Origin of the sequence: Pseudomonas viridiflava (genome assembly GCF_001642795.1) — a bacterium.
Classification (GTDB): Bacteria; Pseudomonadota; Gammaproteobacteria; order Pseudomonadales; family Pseudomonadaceae; genus Aquipseudomonas; species Aquipseudomonas viridiflava.
The window spans coordinates 144,012-163,318 of the sequence record NZ_LKEH01000047.1; the positions used below are offsets into that span (position 1 = coordinate 144,012).

Sequence of the window (19,307 nt, forward strand, 5' to 3'; positions counted from 1 at the left end):
CCTTTTAAACAGGGTGTGAGATTTAATGTTCAAGCATTTCCTGAACAAGCGTCTGAACAAGCATTGCAGCGGGAAGCTCTCTGGCCAACGGTGCACCTTGTCCTGCCCATTGAGCGGCAAAATCATGACAGCCCTTGGCTGCAGCGGCCGAGTGCAACGCCTTTGCCAGGTCGTAAGCGAGTGGGTATTCCGCCGGGCGGGGCAGGTTCGCGTCCAGCGCCTCCAGGTAGAGACGGTTGGAAATGCCACGAGCGGGCCGTCCCGAAATACAGCAGGTAACGCGTGTCTCATGGGCTTTGGCGGTTCTGAGTGCTTCTCGATGTTCCTGCGTTGCTGATGATTCCGGGCACAGGATAAACGCGGTGCCCAGTTGGCAGCCGCTTGCCCCGAGCGCCATGGCTGCGTTGATACCGGCCCCGTCCATGATGCCTCCGGCAGCAATGACGGGCAGGTCTACTGACGAGCGGATGATCCGCAAGAGTGCGAACAACCCCAGTTCGTCATCTCGGCCGGGTGCATCGTCAAAAACGCCGCGATGCCCGCCTGCTTCATAGCCCTGCGCAACGATGGCCTGAATGCCCGCCTGCTCGAGCTGTCTGGCTTCGAGCAATGTTGTTGCACACCCCAAGGTGAATATCCCGGCCGTCTTGAGTTCGGCGACCCACTCTTTTGGCGGTGCGCCAAAGTGGAAGCTGACGACAGCCGGACGCTCCTCCAGCAGCATGTCGAGCATCGCTCGATCATTGACGAAGCTCTGGTAAATCTCTCTTAAAACGCGTGGCGGGTTGGCGTCAAACTCGGCAAACGTTTTGGCCATGTACGTCAACCATGCCTGGTTCCTTGTCTCGTCGAACGCTGCCGGCGTGTGGCAGAACAGGTTGACGTTGAAAGGTCTGGCGGTGAGGGCCCTTGTCCGTCTGATCAGCTCGCGCCCCTGCTCAGGGTTATTGGCTCCGAGGCCTATAGAACCCAGAGCGCCTGCGTTGGATACGGCTGCAGCCAGCTCAGGCGTCGAAACGCCCACCATGGGCGCCTGAATGATGGGGTGTTCGATTTCCAATAGGGACGATAAGCCTGTTCGTGACATGGATTAACCTGCCTTATGCTTCGTTGCACACACTGAATCCCGATGTCGGTGCCATTGAAAGGAGTCGTTCGATGGCTGCTTCGATGGGGATGATGTCATGTATAGAGCAACAGGCATGCCACTGAAATGGCGCTTGTTAAACGGGAGTGCAGAGCCGTTGCGGGTCTTTTTGACTGGGTCGTAAAGACTGCCATCAATCGGGTTGTGTCTTATTGACTCCATGGCTGCTGCATTGGGAGAGGACTGAACCAGCGCTGAAAATCGACGCTTTCAATGCTGTCCGTGAAAATTTACAGCAGTTGACCGCGTTGCGGCAGGTAGGCAAGGTGGCAGCTTATGGTTTCAGCGTTTTAAAGCCGCTTTAACCTCCTCAAAAAAACCTGGAGCACTGCGTCATGACCCTGCATGAGTGGTTGGTATTTACGCTGGTTGCGATGTTGATCACCTTGACGCCCGGACCTGCCGTGATCATGGCGCTTTCCAATTCACTGGCCTACGGTCCTGGTCGGGCGATGATTGGTTCGCTGGGCAATGCTCTTGGATTGCTAGTGGTATCTACCGCGACAATTGCCGGGCTTGGAGCGTTGCTGGCAGCCTCCGCAACGGCATTCATGGTGCTTAAAGTGGCGGGCGCGGCGTACTTGGTCTTTTTGGGTATCAAGCAATGGCGCACCCGCGACAGTGCTTATTACGGTATCGATAAAAAAGCGGTACAAACGGCGTCCGTGGGCAAGTTGATTCTGCACGGCGTGTCCGTGGCGATCACTAATCCTAAAGCCATACTGTTCTTCGCTGCATTTCTGCCTCAATTCATCCACGGTACTGATCCGGCCATCAGTCAGCTTGCCTTGATGGTCGCCACCTTCGCTGCCTGCGCGGTGACTTCCCACTTCCTGTACGCAATGTTCGCTCAGGTGATCAAAAAGTATCTGAACTCGCCGGCGCGCATGCAAAAGATGAATCGAGTCTTCGGAGCGTCTTTCATGCTGCTTGGCGCCAGCCTGTTTACGCTTAAATCGAAAGCGGCCTAGGCCGGCAGTCTTTAGGTGTGCAGCTGAACTACCGGATGCTGACGCTGCACACATGCCTCTTCAATAACGGCTCATGAAAATCGCAGCCCGTTTGGTCGCGATTGGCAGAGAACTCACGTCGAGCGTTTCGTTCTCGCTGTGCGCGCCGGTGCCCCAGGCACCCAGTCCATCCAGACTGGCGCTTATGTAAGGGTTTACATAGGACACGTCTGCGCCACCTCGATCAGCAGACGGAGCGGACTCCAGCGCCGGGCCGTCCAGGTCTCGACTCACGCGGCTGTAGGCCTCCAGCAATTTTTGGTTGCTGTCGCGCTCGGCCATGACGGGCATGATCGCTTTTATCGTTATTTCGCTGCTGGTCTGGGGCAATGGGCGGCTGACGATTTCCTTCAGCCTGGTTTCTGCCGATTGTCGTTGCTCCTCGGTCTTGAAGCGTAGGTCGCCGTGCACGAGTACTGATTTGGCCACCGTGGTCTTTCTGCCTGAAGCCGTGCCTTGCCCGCTTGCGACGTCCTCGTTTGCAGTGGAACCACCCAGAATCAGACCGGGGTTGATGGTTAAACCATCCTCTTCGGAAAGCTTCGAGCGGATCTCATCAAGCACACGAGCCGATTCGTACACCGCGCCGTAGCCGGTCTTAGGTTGAAAGATGGTTGCTGAGTGGTTGTCCAGACCGGTGCTGGTCAGAAACCACTCGCTCAAGCCTCTGCGATCGGTCACCAACTGGTTGGGAGACAAGGCGAATTCGAAACCCAGTGCAATATCGCTTTTTTTGGCTTCGTCTATCAGTACGCTTCTTGAGATCGTGGTCGGCTTGGCGGCGAACTCTTCGTCGCCGACCAGCACGACTGCAATGTTCATGGTGTCGAGCGCGCCGGTACTCTTCAGGGCTTGCAGCGCATAGAGCATTGTCACCATGCCGCCTTTGTCATCGATCACGCCAGGGCCTTTGGCTTTCTTGCCGCCTTCGGTGTAGGTGAAGGTCTGAAAATTGCTGTTTTCAGGGAAAACGGTATCCAGGTGACCGATCAGTAACAGTCGTTTTGCGGACCTGTTTCCTTCATGCAGTGCGATGAGGCTTCCCGCATGTTTCATTTCCGCCGGAAGTTCGTGCCAACGGGTGTCGAAACCCAGCGCTTCGAGTTTCTGCTTCATGATGTTGCCGACCCGAATGACACCCTCGGCGTTGTCGGTGCCGCTGTTGATGTTCACCAGTTGTTCAAGTAGCGCTATCTGTTCTGCACTGCGGCTATCGATATAGGAAACGATATTCTGTTCGTCCAACGTCGATCCGGCCATTGCACCGCTGGAGGCAAGTAGCAGGGTGAGCAGACAAATGCGCTTTTTCATGTCGAGTGTCCCGTCCAGATCGCGATGTGTATTCGGGTGTCGCTTGATGTCCATGCAAACGCTGATAGCCATGGAATCAGGGCCGGTCATGATGCCGACTGATCAAAGGAGCAAGGCATTAAATATAATTAATGCTTAACCCACGTCGAAACGCCCACGCTCGGGTATTTGGAGGTTTGGAAATGCACCTTTCCCGGTTATTGCGCCTTCGCTCGGCCAGCGCCTTGTTCATCTTCTTGCTGGTGCTGCAAGGTGGATGTACTGATGCAGCCGTCATGCCTTCGGGGGAGGGGGCGGTTCCTGACTTCTACACATGGACCGACGGCGTGCCAGCCGCGCCCGGGACGATGCTTCGATCCGAGCCATTGCCCATGGCGCAAAGCCTTGGCAATGCAGTTACCCATATCCGGTTCCTGTACACCTCGACCGATGGTCTCGAAAGCACAAGGCAGGTTGTCGTCTCTGCAGCTTTATTCATACCCGAAGGAAGCCCGCCAGTGGGCGGCTGGCCGCTGATGGCGTGGGCACATGGCACGGTGGGCAGTGCCGATATCTGCGCTCCCTCTTTCGCAGGTCGCAGTCCGCGTGACACTCGTTACCTGAATCAGTGGCTTGCACAAGGCTATGCTGTGGTCGCGACCGATTATCAGGGGCTCGGAACGCCTGGGCCGCACCCTTATGGGCTGACACGTCCGCTCGCGTTTGACATCCTCGACAGTATCCGAGCTGTCATGGGCGGCGGTTTCCACCTCTCGAAACGAGTTGTGGTATTCGGTCAGTCTCAGGGCGGACGAGCAGCGTTTGCGACGGCGGTCTATGCCAGTACGTATGCGCCTGAGTTGAACATCGCCGGTGTGGTCGCGACAGGCACGCCTTACGCCGGTGTGCAAAAACGATCGGGCGTGGCGGTTGGATCAACGCCTTCGACGTTCTCCTACAACCTGTTAAGACTCAGCACCGGCGCGCTGCTCGATCCGTCCTTTGTGCCTGCCGACTATTTGAGTGAACGTGCCGTTGCTGCGTTCAAACTCAGCCAGCGCGCCTGCCTCCATGACATCGAACAGCAAGTCATTGCGGATCATCTCACCTTCGACAACGGCTTCAAGCGCTCACCCAAGCGAGTGCTCGACCTGATAAACCGTGCGTCAGCCTATCCGACGTTGAAGTCGGATATCCCGGTCTTCATCGGGACCGGAGGGCAGGATCACGATGTTTCGGTGGCCCAGCAAACAGCATTGGTCGCTGATGCCTGTAAAGCGGGCAGCCGGATCGAATGGCATCTTTATCCGGACCTGGACCATTCGGGCGCTGTGAATGGCTCGCTGGTCGATTCGATAAAGTTCGTTCAGAAGGCGTTCTCAGGGGAGAACATAACGGGTAACTGTAAGGCAGCCGGTTATTGATCACCTATTATCGGTCCATGGATAAGAGTCATTCTCATCATATTGGCCACCCTGAAAACTACTGTTAAATCAGTTTTTTAAAGTTAGAATCGGCGTCGACTTCACACGCAGGCCACACACCTGCGTCAGTGCCGGAAGGTCCCACCGCAGTAAAGTTTCGGCACTTTTTCGATGCCTGTCTTTCGGGTGTAAACTTGCCTTTCGCGCTCAAGCGCCTTCAGGTCCCGCGAACATGACACAGATTTCCGAACGCTTTCTGGTACAAGCGCATCTTGATGCCAAGCAGCCCAAGACGCTGAGCCCGGAAGAGCAGGCGCATTACCGCGCCGAAATCGCAGCCGAGCTCAAGAAGCAGGACGCGGTGCTGGTGGCTCACTATTATTGCGATCCGGTGATTCAGGCACTGGCCGAGGAAACCGGTGGCTGTGTGGCTGACTCGCTGGAAATGGCGCGTTTCAGCAACAATCACAAAGCCAGTACCGTGCTGGTGGCTGGCGTGCGTTTCATGGGCGAGACGGCCAAGATCCTCAACCCGGAAAAGCGCGTCTTCATGCCGACGCTGGAAGCGACGTGCTCGCTGGATGTCGGTTGCCCGGTGGACGAGTTCTCGGCGTTCTGCGATCAGCATCCGGAGCGCACTGTAGTCGTTTACGCCAACACCTCCGCAGCGGTCAAAGCCCGTGCTGACTGGGTAGTGACTTCGGGTTGCGCTCTGGAAATCGTCGAGAGCCTGATGGACAACGGCGAGAAGATCATCTGGGCGCCGGACAAGCACCTGGGTCGTTATATCCAGCGCGAAACCGGTGCCGACATGCTTCTCTGGGACGGGGCGTGCATCGTCCACGAGGAATTCAAATCCAAGCAGCTCGAGGATATGAAGGCGCTGTATCCCGAGGCGGCGATTCTGGTCCACCCGGAGTCGCCGGAAGCTGTCATCGAACTCGCCGACGTCGTGGGCTCTACCAGCCAGATGATCGCCGCCGCGCAACGCTTGCCGAACAAGACCTTCATCGTGGCCACCGACCGCGGCATTTTCTACAAGATGCAGCAGGTGTGCCCGGACAAGATCTTCATCGAAGCGCCAACGGCCGGTAATGGCGCGGCGTGCCGCAGTTGCGCGCACTGTCCGTGGATGGCGATGAACACCCTTGAACGCACGTTGCAGTGCCTGAGAGAGGGCTCCAACGAGATATTCGTCGATCCTGCAGTCATTCCCAATGCAGTGCGTCCTTTGCAGCGCATGCTGGATTTCACTCACGCAGCGCGCATGAGACAGGCGGGCAATGCCTGACAGGGCTGACAAACGCAAACAAAAAGCCCGACTCGACTGTTGGGCTTTTCGTTTTCGGGACTGATGTTACGGCGCAGTCAGTTCATCATTTCCTTGACCATGCGTTCCTGCTCGATCAGGTCCTTCTGCCGCGCATCGATGCGTGAAGCCAGCTGAAAGTTGTTGGCCGAGCGACGCTTGGCGAAATCGAGTTGCTGAATGGCCTGACGGAAGTCACCGACCAGCGCGAAGTACTCGGCGCGAGCCTGATGCAGGCCGACCGTGTTGCCATTCAGGCCGCGAGTTTCGGCCACGACATACCAGATGTCCGGATCGTCAGGGCGCGTCTTCAGCAACGCCTCAAGGCTTTTTTCGGCTTCGGCGGTGCGATTCTGCTTGAGCAACACGTCGATACGCACATCGTTGAGCGGGTAGTTGTTCGGGTACAGCGTCAGCATGCGGTCGACCCGTTGCTGCGCGTCGGGCAGGCGGTTGTTGGTGATGTCCAGTTCGATCTGCGTCAGGTTGTAGGTGATGTCATTCGGTGATTTCTCCAGCAGCGGTTTGAGGCTCTCGCGGGCCTCGTTGAGCTGGCCACCCTTGATCTGTGCGATGGCCAAGCCATAGCGCGCGGCTTCGGATTTCGGGTTTTCAACCAACTGGGCGCGGAAGCGTTTGGCGGCAATGCCGGGTGTTTCCTCATAGATCAACGCAACCCGTGCCCGCATCAGTTGATACAGCACGCTGTCTTCCTTGCCGCCCGGTTTGGCCTGTTCGGCGCGGTTACGGGTGTCGGCAATCCGCGATTCGCTGACCGGGTGAGTCAGCAGAAACTCAGGTGGCCTGGCATCGAACCGATACTGACGCATCAGGCGCTCGAACATGGTCGGCATGTTGCGCGGGTCATAACCGGCCTTTTCCAGGTTGAGGATGCCGATACGGTCGGCCTCCTGCTCGTTCTGGCGTGAAAAACGACGCTGTTCCTGGATGGCGGCAGCCTGGGAGCCGGCGATGGCGGCGATGCCTGCGTCACCGGCACCGGCGGCAGCCATCACGATACCGGCCAGCATGGCGGCCATGACCGGCACCTGCATGCGCTGCTGTGCTTCGATGCCTCGGGCAAAGTGACGCTGCGACAAGTGGGCGAGTTCGTGAGCGAGCACCGAAGCGTATTCGCCTTCGGTCTGGGCATTGAGAAACAGACCGCCGTTGACGCCGATGATCCCGCCGGGTGCGGCGAAGGCGTTCAATTGGGGGCTGTTGATCAGAATGAATTCGAGGCGCCGGTCCTGGACCTGGCTGGTTTCGGCCAGACGATAGACCGTCGTCTCGACGTAATCCTTGAGCTGAGGGTCCGACAGTTGGCTGACTTGGCCACGCAGCAGGCCCAGCCAGGCACGGCCCAGTTTGTGTTCCTGCTCGGGAGAAACGATGGAAGAACTCGCGTCGCCAAGGGATGGCAGGTCATCGGCCATGCTCGGTACGGAAAACAGGCAGGCGAGCGTGAGCAGTGTAGGACGCAAAAAATTCATGCACGGAGCTCTTTTCTGAAGAGCCTGTACTGTAGCTGGCTAAATGGCGTGCTGACCAGAGTGAGGTATTCTTGCTGGCTGGCCAGCGATGCCTTTCGCAGCCTGCTTTGTAATTCGATGTGTCTGCCAGGAGAGAAACGATGTCTGACCCAGTAGCGCGCCCCGAGGCGTGTGACGCCGAGCTTGATGCGAGCGGGCTCAACTGTCCGTTGCCCCTGCTCAAGGCCAAGATGGAGCTCAACCGTCTGGCCAGCGGTGCCGTGCTGAAGGTCATCGCGACCGACGCCGGTTCCCAACGTGATTTCCGTACGTTTGCCCGACTGGCTGGCCATGAACTTGTGCATGAAGAAGTGGAGGCGGGTGTCTATCGTTACTGGCTGCGCAAAGCCTGATTGCCGCGATTTTTCTGAAAAGGATGTTTGATGTTCAATGTGCTTCGCGGTTGGGTGCAGCGCTACTTCTCTGATGAAGAAGCCGTGGTGCTGGCCGTTCTGTTGTTTCTGGCGTTTACCCTGGTGCTCACGTTAGGCGGCATGCTGGCACCGGTTCTGGCCGGGCTGGTGCTGGCGTTCCTGATGCAGGGCGTGGTCAATTTTCTGGAGCGCTTTCGCATTCCGGAGGTGGCAGCAGTAGGGTTCGTGTTCGCCTTGTTCATCGGCGCACTGCTGGTGTTCCTGCTGGTGCTGGTGCCACTGCTCTGGCACCAGCTCATTACGCTGTTCAACGAACTGCCGGGCATGCTCGCGAAATGGCAGTCCCTGCTGCTATTGCTACCGGAGCGCTATCCGCACCTGGTGTCCGACGAGCAGGTACTGCAGGCCATCGAGGTGGCGCGCGGCGAGATCGGCAAGTTCGGACAGCTGGCAGTCACCTTGTCCCTGTCGAGTCTGCCGCTGGTGGTCAACCTGATGATCTATCTGGTGCTGGTGCCGATTCTGGTGTTCTTCTTTCTCAAGGACCGCCGCATGATCGGGCGTTGGGCGCGGGGTTATCTGCCGCGCGAGCGGGCGCTGCTCAATCGCGTTGCTGAAGAAATGAATCGCCAGATCGCCAACTATATCCGTGGCAAGGTGATCGAGATCTTCATCTGTGGCGGCGTGACCTACATCGCGTTTGTCGCGCTGGGGCTCAATTACGCCGCGCTGCTGGCGATGCTGGTCGGTATTTCAGTGGTCGTGCCTTATGTGGGCGCGGTGGTGGTGACCGTGCCTGTTGCGCTGATCGGCCTGTTTCAGTGGGGCTGGGGCGATCAATTCATCTACCTGATGATGGTGCACGGCATCATTCAGGCGCTGGATGGCAACGTGTTGGTGCCGCTGCTGTTCTCCGAGGCGGTCAACCTGCATCCGGTCGCAATCATCTGCGCCGTATTGCTGTTCGGCGGTTTGTGGGGTTTCTGGGGGATTTTCTTCGCGATTCCGCTGGCCACCCTGTTCAAGGCCGTCCTCGATGCCTGGCCGCGCAATGAGCCGACGGTGGCGCCATTGCTGTAGCGTCGGGCGAAGGTCGCTGCGGTGCATTGCGCGCCGCAGCGATGTGTCACATCAGGCCTTGTTCAGGGCTTCAGCCTGGGCCAGCACTTCGGCCACGTGGCCCGGCACTTTCACACCACGCCATTCCTGACGCAGCACGCCTTCCTTGTCGATCAGGAAGGTGCTGCGATCAACGCCAAGGTATTCCTTGCCGTACAGCTTCTTGAGCTTGATCACGTCGAACAGCTTGCAGACCGCCTCGTCCTTGTCCGAAATCAGCTCGAACGGGAACGATTGCTTGGCCTTGAAGTTTTCGTGGGTCTTCAGGCTGTCGCGGGACACGCCCAGTACGACGGTGTTGGCGGCCTGGAACTGCGCGATGTGATCGCGAAAGTCCTGGCCCTGCGTGGTGCAGCCCGGCGTGTTGTCTTTCGGATAGAAATAGATCACCACCTGCTGGCCCTTGAGCTCTGACAGGGTGACGGTCTGGCCGCTGGTGGCGGCTGCCTGGAAGTCGGGAACGGATTGATCTACTGCAACGGCCATGAGGATTCCTTACATCGGGGCTTGTGGGCGCCAGGGTTCGATCAGCGCGTCGAGATTCAGTGCGTCGGCAAAATCGAGGAACTGATCACGCAGCCAGCTGATTTGCGTGCCGGCAGGCAGCGTGACGGTGAAGGTGGCATTGAGCATGGTGCCGCCTGTCTGCGGGGCCTGGTAGGTGTCGCAGATCAGGTTTTCCAGTTCGACGTTATGGTCGATGAAGAACTGGCACAGCTCGTTGATGATGTCCGGGCGGTACGCCGAGCTGACGTAGGCCACGTAGGGCAGGGCTTCCGGGCGGCTCTCGGAGGTGGCACTGCGCACGACGCTGATCGTGAACGCATGCTTCTTGGCAAGGCCCGGCAGGCCGGTCTCCAGGCGCGCCAGGGCATCCCAGCTGCCTGCAACCTGAAGGATCAGTGCGCTGCACTCGCCGTGGCGGGTCAGGCGCGAGGTAACCACCGAGCAGCGATTTTCATGGCTGGCTCGGCACAGGACGTTGGTCAGCTCCATGGGGTTTGCGCCAAGGGCACTGATGACAAGGAATTGTTCGCGAACTGTGGGGGTGGACGACATGCAGCATTCCTAGACGATGAGCGGTCGGTACTTTTTTGGTCTTGCGGGGCTTTTTCGACAATCGAGAGCGCGAGACACCGACCTGAGCCCCGGTGCGTCTGGCGTGCATGGCCTGGCCATGGCTGGGCTGGAACGCGCTGGGGCGGGGCTTCTGGCGACAAATTCGACCGATTGAGCGAGGTGCGCAGGTGACCAGTACCGATCAAAGGACGAAGGGTAGCGAAAACCATCGCTCAGGGGAATGCTCAGAGCGCGGTACTTCGCTTGTACAAGCATGATAGCGCCAGTACCATTACGGCTCTCTTTTTCCGGCAGGAGCGGTTGCATGATTGCGGGCAGTATGGTGGCACTGGTCACACCCATGGATGCACAAGGTCGTCTGGACTGGGACAGCCTGAGCAAACTGGTGGACTTCCACTTGCAAGAGGGCACCAACGCCATTGTTGCCGTCGGCACCACAGGCGAGTCGGCGACGCTTGATGTGAACGAACACATCGAAGTCATCCGTCGCGTGGTCGATCAGGTGGCTGGACGCATTCCGGTGATTGCCGGCACAGGCGCCAATTCGACGCGTGAAGCGGTCGAACTGACCACCAACGCCAAGACCGCAGGTGCCGACGCGTGCCTGCTGGTGACGCCTTACTACAACAAGCCGACCCAGGAAGGGCTGTTCCAGCATTTCAGCCATATCGCCAATGCGGTCGACATTCCGCAGATTCTCTACAACGTGCCGGGCCGTACTGCCTGCGACATGCTGCCAGAGACCGTTGTGCGCCTGTCTGCCGTGAAGAACATCATCGGCATCAAGGAAGCCACCGGTAACCTGCAGCGCGCCCGTGACATCCTTGCAGGCGTCAGCAGCGACTTCCTGGTCTACTCCGGCGACGACGCCACTGCCGTCGAATTGATGCTGCTGGGTGGAAAGGGCAATATCTCCGTCACCGCCAACGTTGCACCGCGCGCCATGAGCGATCTGTGCGCTGCGGCCATGCGTGGCGATGCCGAAGCGGCCCGTGCGATCCACGAAAAGCTGATGCCGCTCAACAACACACTGTTTATCGAATCCAACCCTATCCCCGTGAAGTGGGCGTTGCATGAAATGGGTCTGATGCCGGACGGTATCCGTCTGCCGCTCACCTGGCTCAGCGAAGCCTGTCACGAACCGCTGCGACAGGCCATGCGCCAGTCCGGCGTCCTGGTTTAATTGAGGAAGTACTACGCAATGAAGCGATTGGCCGGACTTTCTGCACTTGCCTTGATTATCTCCAGCACCAGCGGTTGCGGTTGGCTCTGGGGCGAAGACGGTTATTTCCGTGATCGCGGCAGTGATTACCTTCAAGCGTCCCAGACAGCACCGATGCAGGTGCCTGCCGACGTCTCCGGCGTCAAGCGCCTTGACCCGCTGCTGCCGATCCCGCGCAACGTCGCCGACAGCACGCAGAAGGACGGTGAATACGTCGTTCCGCGTCCGTTGCCGCTGGGAACCGCCTCCGAGTCCAGCGACTTCAGTCTGCAGAAGAGCGGCGACGCTCACTGGATTCTGGCTCAGCGCCAGCCTGCCGAAGTCTGGCCGGTTGCCCACCAATACTTCGAAGACAACGGTTTCCGCATCGCTGAAGAGCGTCCGCAGACCGGTGAATTCAGCTCCTCCTGGCAGCGCCTCGACGAACTGTCCGCTTCAGTGGCCAAGCGCCTGACTGCAAGTGGCGTGTCGGCCGACTCGGAAACCCGCGTGCGGGTCCGTATCGAACCGGGCGTACAGCGCAATACCAGTGAAGTCTATGTGGTCAGCGTAGAACGCCCTGCAGGCAGCACTTCTGATGTGGCGTTCCCGAATCGCACCACCAACCTGGGTCTGGATGCAGCGCTGACCGACGATCTGCTGGCCAGCATGAGCCGCAACGCCGAGAAGGGCGGTTCCATCTCCCTGCTGGCAGCGCGTGACTTCGACACCCCGAGCCGTGTCGCCCTGAGCGAAGACGGCAGCGGCAACCCGGTCCTGAACCTGGGTGCCGATCTGGATCGTGCATGGTCGAGTGTCGGCCGTGCGCTGGATCAGGGTGACTGGCGTGTCGAAGACATCAACCGCAGCCTGGGCCTGTACTACATCAACCTCGCAGAGAAGGCCCAGAAGCCTGAAAACGAGCCTGGCTTCTTCGGCCGCATGTTCGGCAGCAAGAGCAGCAAGGAAGAGATCGATGCACGTGCCGAGCGCTATCAGGTTCGCCTGAGCAAGGTGGGTGACAACGTTCAGGTCACGGTCGAGAAGAACATCAATACCGTTGCGCCGGCAGATGTCGCCCGCCGCGTATTGAGCGTTATTCAAGACAACCTGGGTTAAGTGCGCTTCGCGGTTCTGGGCAGCGGCAGCCGTGGCAACGGCACGCTGGTCGCAAGCAACGATACGTACGTGCTGGTCGATTGCGGTTTCTCCCTGCGGGAAACCGAGCGACGCCTGGCTCGCCTAGGTGTCGCGGGCGAGCAACTGAGCGCGATTCTGGTGACCCACGAACATGCCGATCACGTGCATGGCGTGGGTTTGCTGTCTCGGCGTTACAATTTGCCGGTGTACCTCAGTGGCGGCACCTTGCGCGGGATGCGCAAGCCGGTCGAGGCGGCCGGATTGCTCACAGGTGGCGAGCGATTGCAGGTCGGCGCGCTGGACATCGATGTGGTGTCCGTCTCGCACGATGCGCTCGAACCCACGCAATTCGTCTTCAATGACGGTCGACGCCGCTTTGGCCTGTTGACCGATCTGGGGTCGTATTGCCCGAACGTGCTGCAGCGTTATCACGGCCTGGATGCCTTGATGATCGAAGCCAACCACTGCCGCGACATGCTTGCCCGAGGCCATTACCCGGTCTTTCTCAAGCAGCGTGTAGGCTGTGAAACGGGACATTTGAACAACCATCAGGCCGCCAACCTGGTGAGCGAACTGGGATGGCAAAGCTTGCAGCACCTCGTGCTGGCTCATCTCAGCAGCAAGAACAACCTGCCGCATCTGGCCCGGCAATGTTTTGTCGACACCCTTGGGTGCGACCCGGACTGGCTGCAACTGGCCGATCAAGATTCAGGGCTCGACTGGCGACACATCGCCTAGCCCAACTACTTAGCAAGCGGAGCCCATCATGGAAAAACGTGAAGAACTCTACCGCGGCAAAGCCAAATCGGTTTACAAGACCGACGACGCTGACCGCTTGATCCTGCTGTTCCGTAATGACACCTCGGCGTTCGACGGCAAGCGCATCGAACAGCTGGACCGCAAAGGCATGGTGAACAACAAGTTCAACGCCTTCATCATGCAGAAGCTGGAAGAAGCGGGCGTTCCGACCCAATTCGACAAGCTGCTGGGCGACAACGAGTGCCTGGTCAAGAAACTGGACATGATCCCGGTCGAGTGCGTCGTGCGTAACTACGCCGCAGGCAGCCTGGTCAAGCGTCTGGGCATCGAAGAGGGTACAAAGCTCGATCCGTACACCTTCGAACTGTTCCTCAAGGACGACGCCAAGGGCGACCCGTTCATCAACGAATCCCACGTTGTGGCATTCGGTTGGGGCACCGCCGAGCAACTGGTCCGCATGAAAGAGCTGTCGCTCAAGGTCAACGAAGTTCTGAAGAAGCTGTTCGACGACGCAGGCCTGCTGCTGGTCGACTTCAAGCTTGAATTCGGTGTGTTCCACGGCGAAATCGTTCTGGGCGACGAATTCAGCCCCGATGGCTGCCGCCTGTGGGACAAGGACACACGCAAGAAAATGGACAAGGACCGCTTCCGCCAGGGCCTCGGTGATGTCATCGAAGCCTACGAAGAAGTCGCCAACCGTCTGGGCGTACCGCTTTAAGCTGCAAAAACGACGCAAGCGTTTGATAGCACGAAAAAAAATGGCCTTAGGGCTTCGCGTTACGTCTCGATGCTGTTATGATGCGCGCCGTTGGAGAGATGCCAGAGTGGCCGAATGGGACGGATTCGAAATCCGTTGTACCTTCACCGGTACCTAGGGTTCGAATCCCTATCTCTCCGCCATTATTAAAAGCCCTTGTAAATCAATGAGTTACAAGGCAGAAAAACGGTAATTATGTAGCAAAATTCTGTAGCAGTGCCTTTGAAGGCGGTGGAACAGAAAAAGCCTACAGATTGCCGTTTTTTTTCGCCCGCCTTTTTTCTGGGTTGCCTCTCAGTCGCTGAATCACTTTACCTTGCCCTTGGGGTGGCCTTTGGATAGCATCGGGGCTTATCACAAGGATGTTTGACTATGCTTACTCGCTCGTTCAAAGAAACGGTCAGGTCCGTGGTTGAGGCTTCTCAGCAGCCTCTGACACCGCAAGAGATCAAAGAGGTCGTAAAGGCCCAATATCCAGAATTCCATGGTACGCCTTCACACCTTCGCAACGTTGAGCGGGGCCACTACACGACCCTAGATCATGCCCTGTTAGCTCAGATTTATGGCGTGGTGAAGACCAATGATGAGTTCTTCTGTGACGACTCAACTAAACCTTACAAGGTATCGCTGACCACTGGCGAGCTTGCTGAAGATGCATCTGAGCTAGAAGACTTTGACGTATCCATCGGCAACGTTTACGTGTTGAAAACAGGAACCTATACTCAGCAGGGTCGCGAGATCATCAAAATAGGTTTCACATCTCAAGCTATAGAAAAGCGAATTTTGCAACTCTACACAACTGGTGTGCCTTTCGAGTTCTCTGTTCATAAAGTTTACTCAACTCGGAATTTTATTGAGCTTGAGCAAGCGCTGCACAAATTGCTAATAGACTTTAGAATCAATAAGTCTCGAGAGTTTTTTACTGATGATGCTCTTCCATTTATTGATGGAGTAGTCGAAATTCACAGGTTGATTCAGGCGGAAGCTAAGCAGTAGTGTTTTGTGATAAGGAGTTTGAAATGCCAAGGATTACGCTAACAGATGTTGTAGATATTATTTCGAAGTCGGGCACGCCCAAGGCGACGAAAGTAAATCAAATAAAGTATCGTCAGGCTTACTCTCCGCAGACTGACTTTTATAAGCCTTTAAGAGAGTGGATTGTATCTATCCATCAAAAAAATCATCCAAAAAATCAGTTGACTGATGTACTGAAGTTTCTCACGGACGAGAAAAAAATAAAAAATTACCCTAAAGCTATTAGCGGTTATGAGAGGTGGTGGGGAAGGAAAGTCATTATTTGGAATTCTTCTTTTAGTGCGGTTTATAGTTATCAGAATATTGATATAGGCATAAATCCGGAGCTTGGGTTGGTAGTAGACGGAGTGCCGCATCTCATAAAACTTTATCTTAAAGACGAACCCCTTCATAAGCTTCGAGTCGATGTTATCTTGGCATTAATGCAGTCTGCATTAAGTTCTGGTTCGCCTGCAAATTGCAAGATGGCTATCTTGGATGTGAGAAATAGCAAGCTATTTTGTGCAAATTATGATTCGGCATCTCTTGAGAAATTGATGCGAATGGTAAATGCTGAGTTGGCTTATGTTGCCACGCTGTGGGATCAAATCTAGGTATGGTATTTGAGTGTGCGGGGTTTGGGTTTGTATCTTATTTTGAGTTTAAGCCGAGGGTATGGAAGTGGATGTCAAGGAAGTAAGTTTGATTTTACGTGTAGAGGGTGGAGTTGCCGATGAAGGATTGCTTGATGTGTATGATGCTGCGAACACCATTACAGGTCTCGCCCGGGCTGTGAATTTGGTGGCTCATGCTTTTGCAAATAATGAAGAGGTGAGGACAAAAAATCAAAGCGCAAAAGGTGCGCAGGCATTTATTCACTCATCGAAGAAAGGATGCTTTGAAGAACAGGTAGATATCCGGTTCGGCGAAAAAATCGCAAGGAAGGTAGGTGGCACCGTGTTGGTTAATGTTTTTTGGGATTACTTGAGCTGGACATTGTCAAGCTCTGTAGGCGTCGATTATGAGCCCCAAACACCATATGTAAAAAAAATTGCCTCTAAGAAAGAGAAGGAACTGTTTATTCATGAGGTGGCAGATGCGCTCGAGTCTCCGATGTATCTAATACATAAAGCTATTACGAGTGATGAAAACGTCAAGATTTTCTTTAACCGCCCAAGAGTAGGCGATGCGTTAGCGCTAGGAAGTGATACGCTTGACTATGTGACTGTAAGAGAGGTTCAAGCTGATAGCGAATATATCGTGGGGAATGTTACTAAGGTAAACGTCCTTAGTCATTTTGGCCGCTTATTTTCTGATGAAGAAGGCAAGGTGGTTTCTTTCGCTTTAGCTCATCCTGACGATCACAGATTAAAAGGGCTTTCATTGAAATCGATGCAAGAGCACAATGATGGCTTGCCTGGTAAGGTGCATCTTAGGGTGAGGAAAGTCGTGAGTGCGAATGGCGTGGTAAAGCGGTATATAGTTGAAGATATTTTAGAGGTATTGTAATGGCTGATCCTTCACAATACTGCATGGTTGTGATAGATGTTTGCTTAGCCATGAGCGAGTGGGCCTCCTGCTGGCAGGCGCTCGGGGTTATTGCCATGGTTGTGTTTGGTACAGTTGGCTTGTATAAGATTTATCAGGAATTGCGTAGATTAGATGAGCAGAGATTAAAAGACTTACAGGATAAGGATATTTCTGCGCGGTTGAAAAGAACTGAATTTTTTCTGGCTCAGCACCGTAGATTATTTGACGATAAGGATCTGTCTGAAATCCTATGCTTTATTGATTCTGATGATATTCGACTTGCTAATGAAGATATGTGGGATAAAAAAAGAAAGCTAATGGCTTTTTTTGAAGAAATTGCTTTGCTAGTCCGATCAAATCAGATTGATCGGAAGGTGGCTTATTATATGTTTGGATATTATTCATATTGTGCTATGTACGGGAAAAATTTTAACGAAGGTATAAATATTTCCCAAGAGTACTGGGGGCTTTTTTTTGAGTTTGCGACAAGTGCTAAAATTTATAACGATAGTGTTATTGGAGTGCCGCCAGAAATAGCTCTGTGACTTATTTTATTCTAGAGGTTGTGTTGACATCGCATTTGTCGATGTTGCTCGCAAGTAGAATTTCTGTAGCAGATTTCTGTAGCAAAAAGGGAGTAAGCCCCAATAAGGGCAGTATTTTCAAGGCTTTCAGAGCAATTGTCCGCTGCTCCCTATCTCTCCGCCATACAAATAAGACCCGTAGCTGATTCAGCTACGGGTTTTTTTGTGGTCAAAATAACGATGATTTCTGCGACCTTGCTTCATTTGGTCGGATTTACGACTTCCCCCACACGTCGGCACACGTGATGAGTAATTATGGCGATGGATATCTGTATCCCGTAGCTCCTGCAATCAGTTCACTCTAACTGACGAAACGCCATAATTTCCTTCCAAATATACCCGTAGCTATACCGTAACCATCTAACCTTCACCAAGTCGAAGCTACGCCGTAGCCAGCTGTTCTCGCGCGACTTCAGCTCTTTGGCTATTTCATCCAATAGCCACTCATCCTTGAATCCGGTCCAAACAGAAGGTACGGGCGTTTCGAGGTTACTGAAGCAAACCGGTGCGACTTCCGAATACAAAATTTCTTCGATAACCCGTGAGTCATAACCCCTGATCCGTTCCGCGATGGACGCATAATCAACATTGTTGTCGACAAAGGCCTCTGCTAGCGCGATTTGTATGGTCGATCGTTCCGCTGGAGTCAGAATATGTCCCAATGGACCAACTCCTCTAGTTCTGAGTCGAATGTATCTGCAGCGACTCCGCCTGCAATGCCGCCAGCGATGCTACCGATCAGAACAACGGCTATGGCGCACGCTGGGGCTCCAGGACCGCAAATTGCTGATACGCCCAAGCCAGCTAGAAACCCACCCGCCGCACCGCCACCGAAGATAGTGGCTTGACGCGCTGTTTCTTTGGCCTTGTCGTCAGCATTCAGTATCTGATATGTGCCCAATACTGCTGTCATGATAATGCCAACTTTGCCCATGACTGCCATTATCTTGGTGCCGGAAGTGAACTTGGCGTTGGCACTGCCGGACCTCTCTAAAGCCCTGTATAAAACTTCTTTCTGTTGAGATTTTGAAAGTTGATCGTAGTTTTTGTTGAACTGGGTTTGAGATTTTTCATTCAGGATTTCGCCGTGTGTTCTTCCTGCTTTCTTCTTTTTTTGTGCGATGGCTAGGCCCTGAGCCGAGGTCAGCTTTCGGTGTTCGAACATGATTTTGTTGCGCATCTCATTGCTGAATTTTGTTGCGTCCTCGACGCTAATATTGCCAGCTCTGACCTCGGCGAATATCTGTTGTGACATTCGTCTAATGTTGCGCTCGTAGCTGGCGCGGACGCGCTCATCCTTGATGGCGTCAATGGAAAATCGACTCGCCGCGCCCTCCATGCCTGCAACCGCCATTTCGAGCGGTGACCGTTCAAGCGTATGTTCGCTTTTGACGATATAACTTCCGGTTACCAGATTCGGTTCCGTCACGAGAATATCCTTATCCCAAAATGTCGTTCAGCAATCCGTCGATTCCTGCGGTCATGCAGGTATTTTCGTCTTGGTTAAATGCCAATGTATGACAGGAGCTTCCAGAGGGATTGGAAAATCTGACTGAGTTTTTTGCGTCAAACACGCCGGACATGGAAGACCCATCGTCAAAGTAAGCCGTGCAAGCAAATCCCTCATAACTTTCTTCTGCGGGAATCTTGAAGCCAATCCAGTTGCCGTGAGTGACCATGGCTGAGGGCGGGGTAAAAGGGGCTGGGGTGTGGACGCTTCCGATGATAACCGTACCCGAGCCGCCTATAACAAGGTCGCCGTGATTACCGGCAGTACCGACCAGTGCAGCATTTTTTCCGTTAATGAACACTGTCCCGGACACCTCAGAGGTCAATGCACTGCCGCAAGTGCATAAGTCGCCTTTGCGAGCGGCTGCCAGACCGTCAAAAAATACATCGGGAGAGCCTGAGGCTATAGATTGAGGACCGTGCCCAGGCATCGGGCAACTGGTCGGGTCTGTGACACGCGCAGCGGGCTTTGCCATTTTTGACTCCTTGTCGATGAATCTAACGGAAACGACTGTATCAGACTGGTTC

General features: G+C 55.2%; 21 protein-coding genes and 1 tRNA gene. 14 read left to right on the forward strand and 8 right to left on the reverse strand.

What is annotated here, in order from left to right; translation table 11 throughout:
• Positions 1–22: 22 nt before the first annotated feature.
• Positions 23–1,087 carry an NAD(P)H-dependent flavin oxidoreductase gene (locus tag AO065_RS23675; RefSeq protein ID WP_004879187.1) on the reverse strand — a complete coding sequence of 355 codons (1,065 nt, stop codon included), beginning with the start codon at positions 1,085–1,087 and terminating at the stop codon, positions 23–25.
• Positions 1,088–1,482: 395 nt separating this feature from the next.
• Here AO065_RS23675 and AO065_RS23680 point away from each other — a divergent pair, with 395 nt between their 5' ends.
• Complete coding sequence (locus AO065_RS23680; RefSeq protein ID WP_004879190.1) at positions 1,483–2,118, forward strand: LysE family translocator; 636 nt, start codon at positions 1,483–1,485, stop codon at positions 2,116–2,118.
• Positions 2,119–2,178: 60 nt separating this feature from the next.
• Here AO065_RS23680 and AO065_RS23685 read toward each other — a convergent pair whose 3' ends face one another.
• On the reverse strand, positions 2,179–3,468 hold the full coding sequence (locus AO065_RS23685) for a M20 family metallopeptidase (RefSeq protein ID WP_004879192.1): 1,290 nt from the start codon (positions 3,466–3,468) through the stop codon (positions 2,179–2,181).
• A gap of 182 nt (positions 3,469–3,650) precedes the next feature.
• Here AO065_RS23685 and AO065_RS23690 point away from each other — a divergent pair, with 182 nt between their 5' ends.
• The gene (locus tag AO065_RS23690; RefSeq protein WP_032650188.1) at positions 3,651–4,871 is read left to right on the forward strand and encodes an alpha/beta fold hydrolase; all 1,221 of its coding nucleotides are present in this window, start codon (positions 3,651–3,653) and stop codon (positions 4,869–4,871) included.
• Positions 4,872–5,103: 232 nt separating this feature from the next.
• Positions 5,104–6,162, forward strand: a complete 1,059-nt coding sequence (gene nadA / locus AO065_RS23695) for a quinolinate synthase NadA (RefSeq protein ID WP_004879196.1) — start codon at positions 5,104–5,106, stop codon at positions 6,160–6,162.
• 77 nt (positions 6,163–6,239) lie between these two features.
• Here the strand turns inward: nadA and AO065_RS23700 are convergent, their stop codons facing one another.
• The gene (locus AO065_RS23700; RefSeq protein WP_004879198.1) at positions 6,240–7,673 is read right to left on the reverse strand and encodes a M48 family metalloprotease; all 1,434 of its coding nucleotides are present in this window, start codon (positions 7,671–7,673) and stop codon (positions 6,240–6,242) included.
• Positions 7,674–7,813: 140 nt separating this feature from the next.
• Between AO065_RS23700 and AO065_RS23705 the strand changes: the two genes are divergently transcribed.
• Together AO065_RS23705 and AO065_RS23710 are read left to right on the forward strand one after the other, a co-directional pair.
• A complete protein-coding gene (locus AO065_RS23705) occupies positions 7,814–8,065 on the forward strand; it encodes a sulfurtransferase TusA family protein (RefSeq protein WP_004879200.1) in 252 nt (83 codons plus the stop codon).
• 30 nt (positions 8,066–8,095) lie between these two features.
• The gene (locus AO065_RS23710) at positions 8,096–9,166 is read left to right on the forward strand and encodes an AI-2E family transporter (protein ID WP_004879201.1); all 1,071 of its coding nucleotides are present in this window, start codon (positions 8,096–8,098) and stop codon (positions 9,164–9,166) included.
• Positions 9,167–9,217: 51 nt separating this feature from the next.
• Here the strand turns inward: AO065_RS23710 and AO065_RS23715 are convergent, their stop codons facing one another.
• Together AO065_RS23715 and AO065_RS23720 are read right to left on the reverse strand one after the other, a co-directional pair.
• On the reverse strand, positions 9,218–9,691 hold the full coding sequence (locus AO065_RS23715) for a peroxiredoxin (RefSeq protein WP_004879203.1): 474 nt from the start codon (positions 9,689–9,691) through the stop codon (positions 9,218–9,220).
• Between the two features lie 9 nt (positions 9,692–9,700).
• Positions 9,701–10,264, reverse strand: coding sequence for a glycine cleavage system transcriptional repressor (locus AO065_RS23720; RefSeq protein WP_004879204.1), 564 nt, complete (start codon positions 10,262–10,264; stop codon positions 9,701–9,703).
• Between the two features lie 325 nt (positions 10,265–10,589).
• Between AO065_RS23720 and dapA the strand changes: the two genes are divergently transcribed.
• The 9 genes from dapA to AO065_RS23765 all read left to right on the forward strand — a co-directional run bounded on the left by dapA (position 10,590) and on the right by AO065_RS23765 (position 17,231).
• Entirely contained in the window at positions 10,590–11,468 is an 879-nt protein-coding gene (gene dapA, locus AO065_RS23725) for a 4-hydroxy-tetrahydrodipicolinate synthase (protein WP_004879206.1), read from the forward strand.
• Positions 11,469–11,486: 18 nt separating this feature from the next.
• Positions 11,487–12,605 carry an outer membrane protein assembly factor BamC gene (gene bamC / locus AO065_RS23730; RefSeq protein WP_004879210.1) on the forward strand — a complete coding sequence of 373 codons (1,119 nt, stop codon included), beginning with the start codon at positions 11,487–11,489 and terminating at the stop codon, positions 12,603–12,605.
• The gene (locus tag AO065_RS23735) at positions 12,606–13,364 is read left to right on the forward strand and encodes an MBL fold metallo-hydrolase (protein WP_004879212.1); all 759 of its coding nucleotides are present in this window, start codon (positions 12,606–12,608) and stop codon (positions 13,362–13,364) included.
• Between the two features lie 28 nt (positions 13,365–13,392).
• Positions 13,393–14,103, forward strand: a complete 711-nt coding sequence (purC, locus tag AO065_RS23740) for a phosphoribosylaminoimidazolesuccinocarboxamide synthase (protein ID WP_004879213.1) — start codon at positions 13,393–13,395, stop codon at positions 14,101–14,103.
• A 92-nt stretch (positions 14,104–14,195) separates the two neighbouring features.
• A tRNA-Ser gene (locus AO065_RS23745) sits at positions 14,196–14,285 on the forward strand.
• 229 nt (positions 14,286–14,514) lie between these two features.
• Entirely contained in the window at positions 14,515–15,138 is a 624-nt protein-coding gene (locus AO065_RS23750; RefSeq protein ID WP_004879215.1) for a GIY-YIG nuclease family protein, read from the forward strand.
• A 23-nt stretch (positions 15,139–15,161) separates the two neighbouring features.
• Positions 15,162–15,770: a hypothetical protein gene (locus AO065_RS23755; RefSeq protein ID WP_004879217.1), complete on the forward strand. Its 609-nt coding sequence runs from the start codon at positions 15,162–15,164 to the stop codon at positions 15,768–15,770.
• A gap of 67 nt (positions 15,771–15,837) precedes the next feature.
• Positions 15,838–16,665 (forward strand): DUF7946 domain-containing protein, encoded by an 828-nt coding sequence (locus tag AO065_RS23760; RefSeq protein ID WP_155500402.1) that lies wholly within the window; start codon positions 15,838–15,840, stop codon positions 16,663–16,665.
• Positions 16,665–17,231, forward strand: coding sequence for a hypothetical protein (locus AO065_RS23765; protein ID WP_004879220.1), 567 nt, complete (start codon positions 16,665–16,667; stop codon positions 17,229–17,231). The genes AO065_RS23760 and AO065_RS23765 overlap by 1 nt, the downstream gene beginning before the upstream one ends.
• A 335-nt stretch (positions 17,232–17,566) precedes the next feature.
• On the opposite strand, the gene AO065_RS23770 is transcribed toward AO065_RS23765, so the two are convergent.
• The 3 genes from AO065_RS23770 to AO065_RS23780 are packed head-to-tail and all read right to left on the reverse strand — an operon-like array spanning position 17,567 to position 19,255.
• Positions 17,567–17,932 (reverse strand): DUF7079 family protein, encoded by a 366-nt coding sequence (locus AO065_RS23770; RefSeq protein ID WP_004879222.1) that lies wholly within the window; start codon positions 17,930–17,932, stop codon positions 17,567–17,569.
• Complete coding sequence (locus tag AO065_RS23775; protein WP_004879223.1) at positions 17,917–18,699, reverse strand: hypothetical protein; 783 nt, start codon at positions 18,697–18,699, stop codon at positions 17,917–17,919. The genes AO065_RS23770 and AO065_RS23775 overlap by 16 nt, the downstream gene beginning before the upstream one ends.
• A 10-nt stretch (positions 18,700–18,709) precedes the next feature.
• The gene (locus AO065_RS23780) at positions 18,710–19,255 is read right to left on the reverse strand and encodes a PAAR domain-containing protein (RefSeq protein WP_032650279.1); all 546 of its coding nucleotides are present in this window, start codon (positions 19,253–19,255) and stop codon (positions 18,710–18,712) included.
• Positions 19,256–19,307: the final 52 nt, after the last annotated feature.